This window comes from Kluyvera sp. NPDC087067 (assembly GCF_044745165.1).
Taxonomy (GTDB): domain Bacteria; phylum Pseudomonadota; class Gammaproteobacteria; order Enterobacterales; family Enterobacteriaceae; genus Kluyvera.
This window is the reverse complement of the sequence record NZ_JBIUZS010000004.1, coordinates 329,153-342,326: the sequence shown is the minus strand read 5'-3', so window position 1 is coordinate 342,326 and position 13,174 is coordinate 329,153. Positions and strand designations below refer to the sequence as shown.

The 13,174-nt window shown below is 52.6% G+C and carries 13 protein-coding genes; 5 read left to right on the top strand and 8 right to left on the bottom strand.

Annotation, left to right across the window (positions count from 1 at the left end):
• Nucleotides 1-54: 54 nt before the first annotated feature.
• Together rnk and uspG are read left to right on the top strand one after the other, a co-directional pair.
• The gene (gene rnk / locus ACIPDS_RS13155; RefSeq protein ID WP_400736372.1) at nt 55-465 is read left to right on the top strand and encodes a nucleoside diphosphate kinase regulator; all 411 of its coding nucleotides are present in this window, start codon (nt 55-57) and stop codon (nt 463-465) included.
• A gap of 170 nt (nt 466-635) precedes the next feature.
• Nucleotides 636-1,064 carry a universal stress protein UspG gene (uspG, locus tag ACIPDS_RS13150; RefSeq protein WP_400736369.1) on the top strand — a complete coding sequence of 143 codons (429 nt, stop codon included), beginning with the start codon at nt 636-638 and terminating at the stop codon, nt 1,062-1,064.
• Between the two features lie 103 nt (nt 1,065-1,167).
• Here uspG and ahpF read toward each other — a convergent pair whose 3' ends face one another.
• Both ahpF and ahpC read right to left on the bottom strand, forming a co-directional pair.
• Entirely contained in the window at nt 1,168-2,733 is a 1,566-nt protein-coding gene (gene ahpF, locus ACIPDS_RS13145; protein WP_400736366.1) for an alkyl hydroperoxide reductase subunit F, read from the bottom strand.
• A gap of 290 nt (nt 2,734-3,023) precedes the next feature.
• Complete coding sequence (ahpC, locus tag ACIPDS_RS13140) at nt 3,024-3,587, bottom strand: alkyl hydroperoxide reductase subunit C (protein WP_052284784.1); 564 nt, start codon at nt 3,585-3,587, stop codon at nt 3,024-3,026.
• Nucleotides 3,588-4,299: 712 nt separating this feature from the next.
• Between ahpC and ACIPDS_RS13135 the strand changes: the two genes are divergently transcribed.
• The 3 genes from ACIPDS_RS13135 (at nt 4,300) to ACIPDS_RS13125 (ending at nt 7,172) form a co-directional block, all read left to right on the top strand.
• The gene (locus tag ACIPDS_RS13135) at nt 4,300-5,220 is read left to right on the top strand and encodes a LysR substrate-binding domain-containing protein (protein ID WP_400736361.1); all 921 of its coding nucleotides are present in this window, start codon (nt 4,300-4,302) and stop codon (nt 5,218-5,220) included.
• Nucleotides 5,221-5,337: 117 nt separating this feature from the next.
• Nucleotides 5,338-6,561 (top strand): phosphoadenosine phosphosulfate reductase, encoded by a 1,224-nt coding sequence (locus ACIPDS_RS13130; protein ID WP_400736358.1) that lies wholly within the window; start codon nt 5,338-5,340, stop codon nt 6,559-6,561.
• Nucleotides 6,546-7,172 carry an IbrB-like domain-containing protein gene (locus tag ACIPDS_RS13125; protein ID WP_400736355.1) on the top strand — a complete coding sequence of 209 codons (627 nt, stop codon included), beginning with the start codon at nt 6,546-6,548 and terminating at the stop codon, nt 7,170-7,172. The genes ACIPDS_RS13130 and ACIPDS_RS13125 overlap by 16 nt, the downstream gene beginning before the upstream one ends.
• Here the strand turns inward: ACIPDS_RS13125 and ACIPDS_RS13120 are convergent, their stop codons facing one another.
• From ACIPDS_RS13120 to ACIPDS_RS13095, 6 genes are all read right to left on the bottom strand, one after another.
• The gene (locus ACIPDS_RS13120) at nt 7,173-8,333 is read right to left on the bottom strand and encodes a pyridoxal phosphate-dependent aminotransferase (RefSeq protein WP_400736352.1); all 1,161 of its coding nucleotides are present in this window, start codon (nt 8,331-8,333) and stop codon (nt 7,173-7,175) included. It abuts the gene before it with no gap.
• A 92-nt stretch (nt 8,334-8,425) separates the two neighbouring features.
• On the bottom strand, nt 8,426-8,623 hold the full coding sequence (locus tag ACIPDS_RS13115) for a YbdD/YjiX family protein (RefSeq protein ID WP_062775277.1): 198 nt from the start codon (nt 8,621-8,623) through the stop codon (nt 8,426-8,428).
• A gap of 152 nt (nt 8,624-8,775) precedes the next feature.
• Nucleotides 8,776-10,881, bottom strand: coding sequence for a pyruvate/proton symporter CstA (gene cstA / locus ACIPDS_RS13110; protein WP_400736348.1), 2,106 nt, complete (start codon nt 10,879-10,881; stop codon nt 8,776-8,778).
• Nucleotides 10,882-11,138: 257 nt separating this feature from the next.
• Complete coding sequence (entH, locus tag ACIPDS_RS13105; RefSeq protein WP_400736345.1) at nt 11,139-11,552, bottom strand: proofreading thioesterase EntH; 414 nt, start codon at nt 11,550-11,552, stop codon at nt 11,139-11,141.
• A gap of 1 nt (nt 11,553) precedes the next feature.
• Nucleotides 11,554-12,309: a 2,3-dihydro-2,3-dihydroxybenzoate dehydrogenase EntA gene (gene entA, locus ACIPDS_RS13100; RefSeq protein ID WP_400736342.1), complete on the bottom strand. Its 756-nt coding sequence runs from the start codon at nt 12,307-12,309 to the stop codon at nt 11,554-11,556.
• Nucleotides 12,309-13,163, bottom strand: a complete 855-nt coding sequence (locus ACIPDS_RS13095; protein ID WP_400736339.1) for an isochorismatase family protein — start codon at nt 13,161-13,163, stop codon at nt 12,309-12,311. Before ACIPDS_RS13095 ends, entA begins: the two co-directional genes overlap by 1 nt.
• Nucleotides 13,164-13,174: the final 11 nt, after the last annotated feature.

The window sequence follows — 13,174 nt, the reverse complement described above, 5'->3', positions numbered from 1 at the left end:
GCCGCTGGCGGTGAGGGTTTTCTTTTGGATAATAGAAATGACATGGAGTAGATAATGACCAGACCTGCCATCATTATTAATGAGTTCGATGCCGAGCGTATCGACCGCCTGCTTGAGCAACCTGCTTACGCAAATTCACCGGTGGCGAATGCGCTAAACGACGAGCTGGATCGTGCCCAAATGTGTGCCCCAGAGGCCATGCCGCATGATGTGGTGAGTATGAATAGCCAGGTCAGATTCCGCGACCTCACCAGCGGTGAAGAGCGCGTACGTACGCTGGTTTTCCCAGCCAATATGACCGATAGCGCCACCCAGCTCTCGGTGATGGCGCCCGTAGGTGCAGCGCTTCTGGGCCTGCGTACCGGTAGCACCATCCATTGGGAGCTGCCGGGCGGCGCATCCACCCACCTGGAAGTACTTGAGCTACTTTACCAGCCGGAAGCCGCTGGCGAATTTAATCGCTAACGTCAGCAGTTGACTGATTAAGGGGATGCCAGCCATCCTCTTTCTGCCCTTCCCCCGCCTCACGAAACTTTACAACTCTTGCGCTCCCTCAAACACTATTTTGCGAACTCAATGACATAATTAAAACGAATGATATGCTCTTATAGTGATACAAAGACAAGGAGGAGCCTATGTACAAAACAATCATTATGCCAGTTGATGTTTTTGAGATGGAGTTAAGTGACAAAGCGATTCGTCACGCAGAGTTTATGGCCCAGCAAGAGGGGATTATCCATCTGCTGCACGTCCTGCCAGCGTCCGCAAGCTACACCATGAGCCGCTTTGCTGGCGATCTGCGCCGCTTTGAAGAGCACTTGCAGCACGAAGCGGAAACCCGTCTGCAAACTATGGTCAGTCACTTCAGTATCGACCCGTCCCGTATCAAGATGCATGTGCGTCTGGGCAGCGTTCGCGACGCCGTCAACGAGCTTGTAGAGGAGTTAAACGCCGATATGGTGGTGATTGGTTCACGTAATCCTTCTATCACCACGCACCTGCTGGGGTCGAACGCGTCCAGCGTGATTCGCCATGCGCATATTCCGGTATTGGTCGTGCGCTAGTCACATCTCAAAGCAGGCCTGAAAGCTGCGCGCCATCAGGCAATCGCGACAAAAAAAGGCCACCTTTCGGTGGCCTTTGACATTGCAGGTATTGTCTTCTTTTTTATGCTGTTTTGGTGCGAATGAGATAATCAAACGCGCTCAATGACGCTTTAGCACCCTCGCCTGCGGCGATAATAATCTGTTTGTACGGCACGGTCGTACAGTCACCTGCGGCGAACACACCTTTGACGTTAGTTTCGCATTTCGCATCAATGATGATTTCACCCATGCGATTACGTTCGATAGCACCTTCCAGCCAGTTAGTGTTCGGCAGCAGGCCAATCTGGACAAAGATACCCGCCAGCGCAACATGATGCTCATCGCCGCTAACGCGATCGCGGTACTGCAAGCCGGTGACTTTGCTGCCGTCACCCTTCACTTCCGTGGTTTGCGCATTAAGGATAATGTCGACATTTTTCAGGCTGCGGACTTTATCCTGCAATACCTGGTCAGCTTTCATTTCCGGCGCAAATTCCAGCAGCGTCACGTGTTCAACCACCCCAGCCAGATCGATTGCTGCTTCAACGCCGGAGTTACCGCCGCCGATAACCGCCACGCGCTTGCCTTTGAACAGCGGGCCGTCGCAGTGTGGGCAGTAGGTCACGCCTTTGGTGCGATACTGATCTTCGCCCGGCACGTTCATGTTACGCCATTTCGCACCGGTAGAAATGATGATGCTACGGGCTTTCAGAACTGCGCCGGAAGCCGTTTCAATCTGATGCAATCCCCCTTCTGCCGCAGCCGGAATCAGCTTCGAGGCGCTCTGGGAATCAATTACATCAACGTTATACTCGCTCACGTGGGCTTTTAACGCCCCCGCCAGCTTCTGACCTTCCGTCTTCGGCACGGAGATGTAGTTTTCAATGTCTACCGTGTCCAGCACCTGGCCGCCAAAGCGTTCGCCCATCAAGCCAGTACGAATACCTTTACGTGCAGAATATACCGCCGCCGCTGCACCGGACGGGCCGGAGCCGACGATCAGTACGTCATAGGCATCACGTTGGTTCAGTTCTTCCGCCGCGCGTTTTTCCGCGCCGGTATCCACTTTCGCCACGATCTCAGACAACGTCATACGACCCTGACCAAATTCCTGACCGTTCAGATAAACCGCCGGAACGCCCATCACGTTACGTTCGGTAATTTCGTTTTGATAAACCCCACCGTCAATCGCGGTATGCTTAATGCGCGGGTTCAGCACCGCCATCAGGTTCAGCGCCTGCACGACGTCCGGGCAGTTATGGCAAGAGAGCGAATAGTAGGTTTCGAACTCAAAATCGCCGTCGAGATCGCGGATCTGCTCCAACAAAGTCTGCGCTTCTTTTGACGGATGGCCGCCGGTCCACAGCAGCGCCAGCACCAGCGAGGTAAATTCGTGGCCCAGCGGCGAGCCTGCGAAACGCGGCCCCTGGTTGGAACCTGGGTTGGTAATCAGGAACGATGGCTTGCGCACCGCCAGGCTATTGTCTTCTTTGAAGGTCACTTTATCTGACAGTTCAGCGATTTCAGCCAACAGTTCCTTGATCTCTGCCGATTTTGCGCCGTCATCCAGCGTGGCAATCAGCTCAACAGGTTTGGTCAGCTTCTCAAGGTAGGCCTTGAGCTGGGTTTTCATGTTGGTGTCGAGCATTTTTATCTCCTGGGCTTAAAACATCATCATGCAAGCCGATTTCGTCGGCAATGCAACTTGCATCATGATGCTGGAATGAAACAGGCGCAGAGTTGCGCCTGTTGGATGCCGGATGGCACTGCGTTTATCCGGCCTACATGCTGGCACACCCATTTTAAAGGGGTGATTTCCTAAGTATTTCGCATCACGGCAAGGCGGCTAGCGGGTGAATCCCCGGGAGCTTACATAAGTAAGTGACCGGGGTGAACACGCGACGCCAACGCCGCTGTGGTGCGAAAGACGACGGAAATTTAGATCTTACCAACCAAGTCCAGAGATGGAGCCAGAGTCGCTTCACCTTCTTTCCATTTAGCCGGGCAAACTTCGCCTGGGTGGGAAGCTACGTACTGAGCCGCTTTGATTTTACGCAGCAGGTCAGACGCATCACGGCCGATACCTTCAGCGGTCACTTCGATTGCCTGAATGATACCCTGTGGGTCAACAACGAAGGTTGCGCGGTCAGCCAGACCTTCATCTTCACGCATGTTTTCAAAGTTACGGGTCAGGGCACCAGTCGGGTCGCCGATCATCGCATATTTTATTTTAGCGATGGTGTCAGAGCTACCGTGCCATGCTTTGTGGGTGAAGTGGGTATCAGTAGAAACAGAGTACACGTCTACGCCCAACTTCTGCAGTTCTTCATAATGGTCTGCAACGTCGCCCAGTTCGGTCGGGCATACGAAGGTGAAGTCAGCCGGGTAGAAGAAGAAGACGCTCCAGCGACCTTCGGTATCTTTCTCGGTTACTTCGATGAACTCACCGTTTTTGAACGCCTGGTTTTTGAAAGGTTTGATTTTAGTGTTAATTAAGGACATCTATACTTCCTCCGTGTTTTCGTTGAGGTCTAAGTTAACGAACTTTTTCCGTTTCGACCAATGCGTTTACATTATCAAATCAATCAGCGTTACCTAACAACCTGTATAAGGTAACTTTGTGAAAAGGGATGAAAAGAAAGCTCCTTTCTTCTCAGCGACCGATTCGGCAATGCACTCTGCACCTGTGCCTTTGCGATGTGCCAGGTGATAGTCTGACCGGGAAAAGCACACCACCACCTTACACGCTTTCATCGAGTCTTTTAAAGGACAAAAGCTGATCCATTGGGCTTATCTATAAATGTGGTAGGCTAGCACTCACAAAATGCATGAACTGATGATTTTACAACGATTTTTATGACCCTACAGATAACAGCAAATCATCAACCACAATTATTGATACAGGTCAGATAGCCGTCAGCATGGATAAGTTCCATCTGCGCCGATGACCGGCCACCCACCAAGAAACAATTGCCAAACTAATAATATACATTCAGACATATTGATACTTCTCAATAACCAACCGTAATTAATATAATTCACCATGTATATACACTAAACGACTGAACAAAAAGTGGATAAGTGAGGATAACTGCTATATATTTAGAATAAATTCAAATCAATTTCAGTTTTTTGAACGTATGGATTTTTTGAGAAATTTTTCGAAATGCGCCGTGGACTCCATTTCGTAGCTTAAAATCCCCAAGGATATTCAATGGCCAACCTCTATAATCTAAAACGCTTCGATCTTAACTTGCTGATTATCTTTGAGTGTATCTATCAGAACCTCAGTATCAGCCAGGCAGCGCAAACGCTTTTTATTACGCCTTCAGCGGTGAGCCAGTCTTTACAACGTTTACGCGTCCAGTTAAACGATCCGTTATTTATTCGCTCGGGAAAAGGTATTACGCCGACAACAGTAGCGATCAATCTTCACCGCCATTTGGAAAACAATCTTAATAGTATTGAGGAAACCCTTAATATTATGGGAAACTCTGAACTCAAAAAAGAGTTCGTTGTTTATGGCCCTCAATTCCACACGCAGCCCAGATTGACCCAATTTATCACTGCCCTTTTAAAACATCCCAACGTCGAGGTAAGTTACCACGACATCGCCGCGGTCAAAGATAGTGTTGAGGATATTCTCAATTATCGCAAAGCAGATATCGTCTTTACCACGGAAAAATGTGAGAATCGGTCGCTGGTGTGTATGCCGTTTTGTGAATGCCCGGTAGTTTTAGTCTGCCGTGAAGATCACCCTCGCCTGAACCAAAATTCAACCTTGAATGATATTATGCAGGAAAGATTCACCTATCTTGAATCCCGTGAAATGGCGTTTACGAATTACAAAGATAACTTTAAACAAACGCTATTAATTGAAAGAAATATTGTTTTTCGTTCAAATTCTTTTATGAGTATTTTTAACGTCATACACGATAGTGATTTGGTTGGTTTTGTGCCTAAAAAAGCGTTTGAAAAACTTAAAGGCACTTTAGGATTACAGGAACTCCCCCATCCGATCCCACTTCCAGATATGACTTTGTATATGGTCTACAGCCGCTCATCATTAACCTCACCTTATTTCTCAGAGATTATAAACCAAGTCCAGAATACGGATGAGGCATTCACAGAGTGAATATAATTTAAAGTAACAAATCAAAAATAGCATGTATTATTTGGTTTATTAGCACTAAAATAATTGTATTATATCAGCCCAACACTAGACGTTATCGCCATAAAGGACGGCTGATCTATGTCAATCAAAAAGATCCCCTTGTCTCTTTCCGTACTTGAGGCAGCCCGGGAGCGTATCGTGTGGACCCTGGAGAATTTCCCTCGCGTATGCGTTTCATTTTCAGGCGGTAAAGACTCCACGGTAATGTTTCATTTAACCGCTGAAATAGCTCGTTCATTGGGTAAAAAAATATGCGTGCTGTTTATCGACTGGGAAGCGCAATTTTCCTATACCATTAATCACTGCGAAAAGTTACGTATTGCGTATCAGGATATCATTGATGAGTTTTATTGGGTCGCGCTGCCGTTAACCACACAAAATTCACTGACCCAATTTAATCCAGAATGGCAATGCTGGGAGCCGGGCGAAAAATGGGTGCGGCAACCGCCGAAAGACGCCATTACCGATCCCGCTTACTTTCCCTTCTACCAGCCGGGCATCAGCTTCGAAACCTTTGTGCAAAAGTTTGCCGAATGGTTTTCAAAACAGCGCCCAGCCGCCGTTATGATTGGAATCCGGGCCGACGAATCCTATAATCGTTTTTTAACGATTTCTTCTCAAACCAAGCATCGATTCGCCGATGATAAACCCTGGACCACCGTCGCCCCCGGCAATCATGCCTGGTATGTCTACCCCATCTACGACTGGAAAACCGCCGACATCTGGACGTGGTTTGCCAAAAGCGGCAAACCTTATAATCCCCTTTACAACCTGATGTATCAGGCGGGGGTTCCCCTGCGCTATATGCGCATCTGTGAACCGTTTGGCCCAGAACAGCGTCAGGGATTATGGCTCTATCATGTTCTCGAACCCGAGCGCTGGGCAGATATGTGCCAGCGGGTGAGCGGCGTCCACAGCGGCGGTATTTATGCCGGCCAGGATAATCAGTTCTACGGACATCGAAAAATAGAGAAACCCCAGCATTATAGCTGGCGCGGATATGCGCACTTCCTACTGCAAAGCATGCCAGAAACGACGGCAGACCATTATCGCAATAAAATTGCCGTCTATTTGCATTGGTATCAAAAGCAAGGCTGGGAAGATATTCCCGATAGCCAGGAAAAAGATCTGGGCGCCAAAGATATCCCGTCATGGCGACGCATCTGCAAGGTTTTATTGAACAACGATTATTGGTGTCGAATGCTCTCTTTCAGCCCGACAAAATCCAGCCACTATCAGCGTTACCGCTCGCGCATGGAACAAAAGCGCCAGCAATGGGGAATTTTATGCGACAACGATTAATAGCTGAAATGCAGGATTATCTGCAAACCCTGTCATTTGATGAAAAAATTGAGGCGCTTAATCAATTCCGCCTGGCACTCCATAAAGAGAGTCCGTTTAACGATCAGCCTATCGACTGCGTACTGTGGGTAAAAGAGGAGCAAGTGTCTCCTAACGACTATAACCCCAACAATATGGCTCCACAGGAAAAACGACTGCTAACCAAATCGCTTGAGGCCGACGGTTTTACCCAGCCGATTGTGGTGATTGAAAAACAAGATCACCGCTTTGAGATTGTCGACGGCTTTCATCGCCACCTGCTCTCACAATCAAAAGCCACATTGAAAAAACGCTTTCATGGCTATTTGCCGGTCACCCAACTGGAGCATCAGGACAATTCACTGTCAGCACGCATGGCCGCCACCATTCGTCATAACCGTGCTCGTGGGCGTCATCAAATAAGCGCGATGTCCGATATTGTGCGTGAGCTGAGCCAGCTCGGCTGGAGCGACGAGAAAATGGCTCAGGAATTAGGGATGGATGCCGACGAAGTGCTGAGATTGAAGCAAATAAACGGCCTGTGTGAAATGTTCGGCAATCGCCAGTTCTCACAGGCCTGGACGGTGAAATAACTACAATTGGCACAGCCGCTCGGCGGCAGCCAGCAGGGTTGATTCCTGCTTAGCAAAGCACAGACGAATCAGTTTATGCGGGAATGGCGCGGCGCAAAATACCGACAACGGTATGGCCGCCACGCCAACTTCCGTCGTCAGCCAGCGGCAGAAGCTCACGTCATCCAAATCAGAAATCGCGCTATAGTCGGCCAGCAGAAAATAGGTGCCCTCGCAGGGCAGAAGTTTAAATCGACTCTGGCTTAACGCATTACTAAACAGGTCACGACGCGCACGGTAAAACTCGGGAAGCTGACGGTAATGTTCTGGCTCGCTGCGCAACATATCGGCCAGCGCCAGTTGAGCGGGCGTGTTAACCGCAAAGGTCAGATACTGGTGAACTTTGCGCAGCTCGGCGCTGATAGCGGCAGGTGCGATGCAATATCCCACTTTCCAGCCGGTCATATGATAGGTTTTGCCAAACGATGACACCGCCACCGCTCGCTCGCGAAGCGCAGGATGCGTCAGCACGCTGGCATGCCCTTGCGCGGCAAAGCAAATATGCTCGTACACTTCATCGCTCAGCACATAAATTTCCCGCTCGGCAATCGCCTGCCACAGCGCCTCAAAATCCGCCGCCTGCCACGTCGTGGCCGTTGGGTTGTGCGGAGTATTGAGGATAACCAGGCGGGTTTTATCGCTTAACCGCTCGGCAAATTCCTGCCAGTCGACGCCAAAATGCGGTGGTTGCAGCGCAATACGCTGCACAATTCCGCCAGACAGTTCAACCGCCGGAGCATAGCTGTCGTAGCTGGGATCAAAACAGATAACTTCATCACCCGTGCGTACCAGCGCAGTGATGGCAGCGTATAGTGCTTCGGTTGCGCCCGCGGTGACGGTGATATCGCTATTCGCGTCCGGCGCAAAGCCGTACAGCGCGGCGGTTTTCTCGGCAATGGCATCACGCAGCGCCTGTACGCCGGTCATCGGCGCATATTGATTAGCACCGTGTGTCACATGGTGGGTCAGCCGCGCCTGAAGATAAACAGGGCCGTCGAAATCGGGAAATCCTTGAGAGAGATTGATAGCCTGATGCTCATGGGCCAATGCGCTCATTTGGGTAAAAATGGTAGTGCCAAGGTGAGGAAGTTTACTTTGGGGGATGAGTTGCTTCGTTGTCATACGTTGTCTGCCGCTCGTGAGACCAATGTTAACAGCAATATAACACGGCGTGCAGGTTTAGCAATCAAGACGTTTAGATGTCTAAATATATATTAACAGCACTTTGCCCCGCCCTTTCCGCCATAGCGCGCATCCTGGCGATCGCGGAAAAACGCTTCGTAGGTCATCGGTTCCTGGTCTGGATGATTGATACGCATATGCTCGACGTAGTTGTCGTAGTCCGGCACGCCGATCATCATTTTTGCCGCCTGACCGAGGTATTTTCCGGCTTTTGAGAGGGTATCAAACATTGTTTATCCTTTCGGGTGAACCCGGCGGCGCTACGCTTGGCCGGGCTACAAATTTGCACAATCGCGCACATTGCCGGATGGCGGCTACGCCTTATCCGGCCTACACCAATCGGTAACCCGGCCAAGCGCAGCGCGCCGGGAAAGCACGCGTATTAATGCGCGCGTTTCGCCTGTACCACCAGATTCTCCGCATCCGCCGGCATCGGCTCGTACGGGGTCTCTTTTGCCGTCGGCTTATCTTCTTTCAACGCCGCCAGCGCGGTTTTGATGGAGAACACCGCCAGCACTACGACCACCACCATAAAGAAGATCGTCAGCCCCGCATCCAGACGGTTGTTGAACACCAGCTGCGTCAGCTGCGATTCGGTGTACTGCGGCGGGATATTGCCGCTGTCGATCATCGCCTGGAACTTGTTGGCAATCGCCAGGAAGCCGACGCGGGTATCTTCGCTGAACGATTTTTGCCAACCCGCAACCAGCGTACATACCAGCAGCCAGGCAGTAGGCACCAGTGCCACCCACGCGTAACGCTGACGTTTCATCTTGAACAGTACCACCGCACAGAGCATCAGCGCCATACCGGCCAGCATCTGGTTAGCAATACCGAACAGCGGCCACAGCGTGTTAATACCGCCCAGCGGGTCAACCACCCCTTGGTGCAGGAAGTAGCCCCAGGCCAGCACGCACAGCGCCGTTGCCAGTAAGTTCGCGGGCAGCGAGTCGGTGCGCTTAAGCCCCGGGCTGATAACGCCCAGCAGGTCTTGCAGCATAAAGCGTGCCGCACGCGTACCGGCATCGACCGCCGTCAGGATAAACAGCGCTTCAAACAAAATGGCGAAGTGATACCAGAACGCCACGTCCATCAGGCCGCCCAGCGCACCGTGCAGAATGTAGGCCATCCCCACCGCAAGGGTCGGCGCCCCGCCCGCACGGGAGATAATCGACTGCTCGCCCACTTCATTAGCAATCTGATGCAGCAGATCCGGCGTGACCGCAAAGCCCCAGCTACTGACCACCTGCGCGGCAGACGCTACCACATCAGCGGTACCGGCAGGGGCCAGCATCGCCATCGGACTGTTCATCGCAAAGTAGACGCCCGGGTCAATAATACAGGCGGAAACCAGCGCCATAATGGCGACAAAGGATTCCATCAGCATGCCACCGTAGCCGATAAAGCAGGCCTGACCTTCGTTCGCCAGCATTTTCGGCGTGGTGCCGGATGCGATCAACGCGTGGAAACCAGACACCGCGCCACAGGCAATGGTGATAAACAGGAACGGGAACAGATCGCCGGTCCATACCGGGCCGGTGCCATCGACAAATTTGGTCAGCGCAGGCATGGTCAGGGTTGGACGCATAATCAAAATACCAATCGCCAGGCCGACGATGGTGCCGATTTTCAGGAAGGTGGAGAGATAGTCGCGCGGTGCCAGCAGCAGCCACACCGGCAGTACCGAGGCCACAAAGCCATATCCCACCAGCATCCAGGTCAGCTGTACACCGGTGTAATCAAACCACGGTGCCCAGGTCGGGCTTTCTGCCACCCAGCCGCCGGAAATGATGGCAAACACCAACATAACGAGGCCGATAACCGACACTTCACCAATACGTCCCGGACGCAGATAGCGGATATAAATCCCCATAAACAGCGCTAGCGGGATGGTAAAGGCCACGGTGTAAGTGCCCCACGGGCTGTGGGTCAGCGCTTTCACCACGATCATCGCCAATACCGCGAGGATGATCACCATGATCATAAAGGTGGCAATCAGTGCGATGACGCCTGCGGTCGGGCCCATCTCTTCACGCACCAGTTCGCCCAACGAGCGACCATCACGGCGCGTGGAGACAAACAGCACCATAAAGTCCTGTACCGCCCCGGCAAGCACCACGCCTGCCAGCAGCCAGATCATCCCCGGCAGATAACCCATCTGCGCCGCCAGCACCGGCCCCACCAGCGGGCCTGCCCCGGCAATCGCCGCAAAATGGTGACCGAACAGCACTTTTTTGTCGGTCGGTACATAATCAAGACCATCGTTATGACGCACCGCTGGCGTCATACGCGTGGGGTCAACCTGCAAAACCTTTTTCGCGATATAGAGGCCATAAAAACGGTAGGCAATAAGATAAACGCAAACCGCCGCTACGACGATCCACAGCGCGTTTATCTGTTCACCACGGTTAAGGGCGATATAGCCTAGGGCAAACGCTCCGACAATGGAGAGCAATGCCCATATAAGGTATTTCCCTGAATTGTTCATCGTTGTTTTCCGTATCAGTAGCAGAGGATGTTACATTTTGTGTCCATAGAAACACCTATGATTTAACATCTTAGAAACGGATATGAACAGGAAGTGAACCTGACTTTTACATCACAGTGTTAACGGGATCACTTAAGTCAGAAAAATGGATGAGAACTGGAAAGGAAAAAGGTGAACTTCCCGGGGTCACTGCGTTCGCCCGGGCTACATTCCTGGTAGCCCGGCCAAGCGCAGCGCCGCCGGGAACGGGCACAATATTACCCCATCACCGCCGTACCCAACCGGCAGGTGCAGCAGCGTCGGCCCTGCTCGTCAAACACCACAATCTCCCAGCTCTGGCTTTGACGCCCTGTATGCAGCGGCTGGCAAACTGCCCGCACCTGCCCCTGTGACACCGGGCGATGGTGCGTGGCGTTAAGCTCCGTCCCCACTACGCACTGTCCTTCGCGGGTCATCAGAAAACCGGCCATTGAACCTAACGTTTCCGCCAGCGCCGCCGATGCCCCGCCGTGCAGCAAGCCAAACGGCTGATGGGTACGGCTATCCACCGGCATCACCGCTTCCAGACTGTCATCGCCAATATGGGTATAAACGATGCCCAGATGCGCCACCATGGTGTTATCACTGGTCGCATTGAGCTCATCAAGGGTTAAATGACGTTTCCAGATCATCTCACGCTCCTAACGTTGACCCACCGTCCACCACGATATCCTGCAACGTGATGTGGCTGGCGTAATCCGAGGCGAGGAACAAGATCGTGTTGGCGATCTCTTGCGGGCGAGCGATTTTACCCAGCGGAATGCCAAGCTTAAACTGCTCGCCAAAGCCGCGAATACGCTGCTGCTCGGCATCATCACTCACCCACAGCACGCGCTGCATGTCGGTATCGGTAGAACCTGGCGACACAATATTGCACCGCACCCCAGCGTGGGATAATTCCAGCCCAACGGTCAGCGCCAGACTTTTCAGCGCCGCCTTCGACGCGCCGTAAGCGCTCATGCCGATACGCGGCGTGTGCGCAGCATCAGACGCGACGGTGACTATCGCCCCGCCCTGCTGCTGACGAAACTGCGCCATCGTCTGCTGGAACAGATTAAACGCCCCGCCGACGTTGACCGCAAAGGTCTGCTGCCAGTCGTCGTGGCTTAGCGCATCGGTGGCGCCCATGCGCAAAATTCCCGCCGCATTCACCAATACGTCGAGGCGTTCAGTTTTCGCTAACAGACGCTCGCACACCTGCGCCACCTGCTGTGCATCCGCCACATCCAGCACTTCAGTGGCAAACGGATAATCTTCACCGTCAAACGCCCGATCGAAACCGGTGACGTTTGCCCCCGCCGCCACAAACGCCAGCGCGGTCGTGTAGCCAATCCCTTTGCCCGCGCCGGTCACCCACACGGTCTGACCGCCAAAATCAAACCCGGCCATTATTTCACCTCGCGGGAGAGCAGCGCCCACCAGGCGTCAATGCTCGGATTTTTCGCCAGCATCACAAAATCGATGTCGCCGTGGACTTTGCGCCAGCGCGCCGCCAGCGCCATCATCCGTACCGAATCCAGACCGTAATCAATCAGATTATCATCATCAAACGGCTCGTCAGACTCATCCAGCAGCGGCAAAATCTGGGCGCGCAGTGCCTCTTTACTCGCCGGAACCGACGGCAGCAGTTCGTCGGTCATCACCACGCGACCGCTGCGCCCGGCCACGTATTTCAGCGACATCAAATGCTCATCACGGCTGAAATCCGCCAGCGCATCGGCAACAAAGAACGGCTTAATATCGCGCATAAACGCATCGGTGGCGGTGGTCATGCAGCCGATATGGGCATACACGCCGGTGATGATTAACTGGTTGCGCCCGCTTTCTTTGAGCATCTGCTCAAGCGGCGAGCGGTGAAACGCGCTGTAGCGCCATTTCACCAGCACGGTGTCGTCTTCATCCGGCGCCAGCGCAGCAATCACCCGCTGTTGCTCCGGCGAACGGGTCAGCCCCGGCCCCCACATATCGTTCAGCAGCGCGCGGTCTTCGTCGCTCTGCTCTTTCGGCTGGGCGGTGTAATAAACCGGAATACCGTTCTTTTTGCAGAAATCACGCAGGGCGGCGATGTTCGCCACCACCGTCTCCATCATCTCGCTGTCATCGCCCCAGAAATTGAGGAAATATTCCTGCATATCGTGAATCAGCAGCGCCGCGCGCGCCGGTTCAAAGGCCCAGTTGACCTTGTTTTCGGGAAGATCCAGCGCGGTTGGCAGCGCATAGCCCTGTAATTTTGGAATCGCCATTTTATTGTCTC

Bases quoted from the DNA above. Each gene is read 5' to 3' on its own strand.
- rnk (WP_400736372.1), top strand. From the start codon at position 55: ATGACCAGACCTGCCATCATTATTAATGAGTTCGATGCCGAGCGTATC.
- uspG (WP_400736369.1), top strand. From the start codon at position 636: ATGTACAAAACAATCATTATGCCAGTTGATGTTTTTGAGATGGAGTTA.
- ahpF (WP_400736366.1), bottom strand. From the start codon at position 2,733: ATGCTCGACACCAACATGAAAACCCAGCTCAAGGCCTACCTTGAGAAG.
- ahpC (WP_052284784.1), bottom strand. From the start codon at position 3,587: ATGTCCTTAATTAACACTAAAATCAAACCTTTCAAAAACCAGGCGTTC.
- ACIPDS_RS13135 (WP_400736361.1), top strand. From the start codon at position 4,300: ATGGCCAACCTCTATAATCTAAAACGCTTCGATCTTAACTTGCTGATT.
- ACIPDS_RS13130 (WP_400736358.1), top strand. From the start codon at position 5,338: ATGTCAATCAAAAAGATCCCCTTGTCTCTTTCCGTACTTGAGGCAGCC.
- ACIPDS_RS13125 (WP_400736355.1), top strand. From the start codon at position 6,546: ATGCGACAACGATTAATAGCTGAAATGCAGGATTATCTGCAAACCCTG.
- ACIPDS_RS13120 (WP_400736352.1), bottom strand. From the start codon at position 8,333: ATGACAACGAAGCAACTCATCCCCCAAAGTAAACTTCCTCACCTTGGC.
- ACIPDS_RS13115 (WP_062775277.1), bottom strand. From the start codon at position 8,623: ATGTTTGATACCCTCTCAAAAGCCGGAAAATACCTCGGTCAGGCGGCA.
- cstA (WP_400736348.1), bottom strand. From the start codon at position 10,881: ATGAACAATTCAGGGAAATACCTTATATGGGCATTGCTCTCCATTGTC.
- entH (WP_400736345.1), bottom strand. From the start codon at position 11,552: ATGATCTGGAAACGTCATTTAACCCTTGATGAGCTCAATGCGACCAGT.
- entA (WP_400736342.1), bottom strand. From the start codon at position 12,309: ATGGCCGGGTTTGATTTTGGCGGTCAGACCGTGTGGGTGACCGGCGCG.
- ACIPDS_RS13095 (WP_400736339.1), bottom strand. From the start codon at position 13,163: ATGGCGATTCCAAAATTACAGGGCTATGCGCTGCCAACCGCGCTGGAT.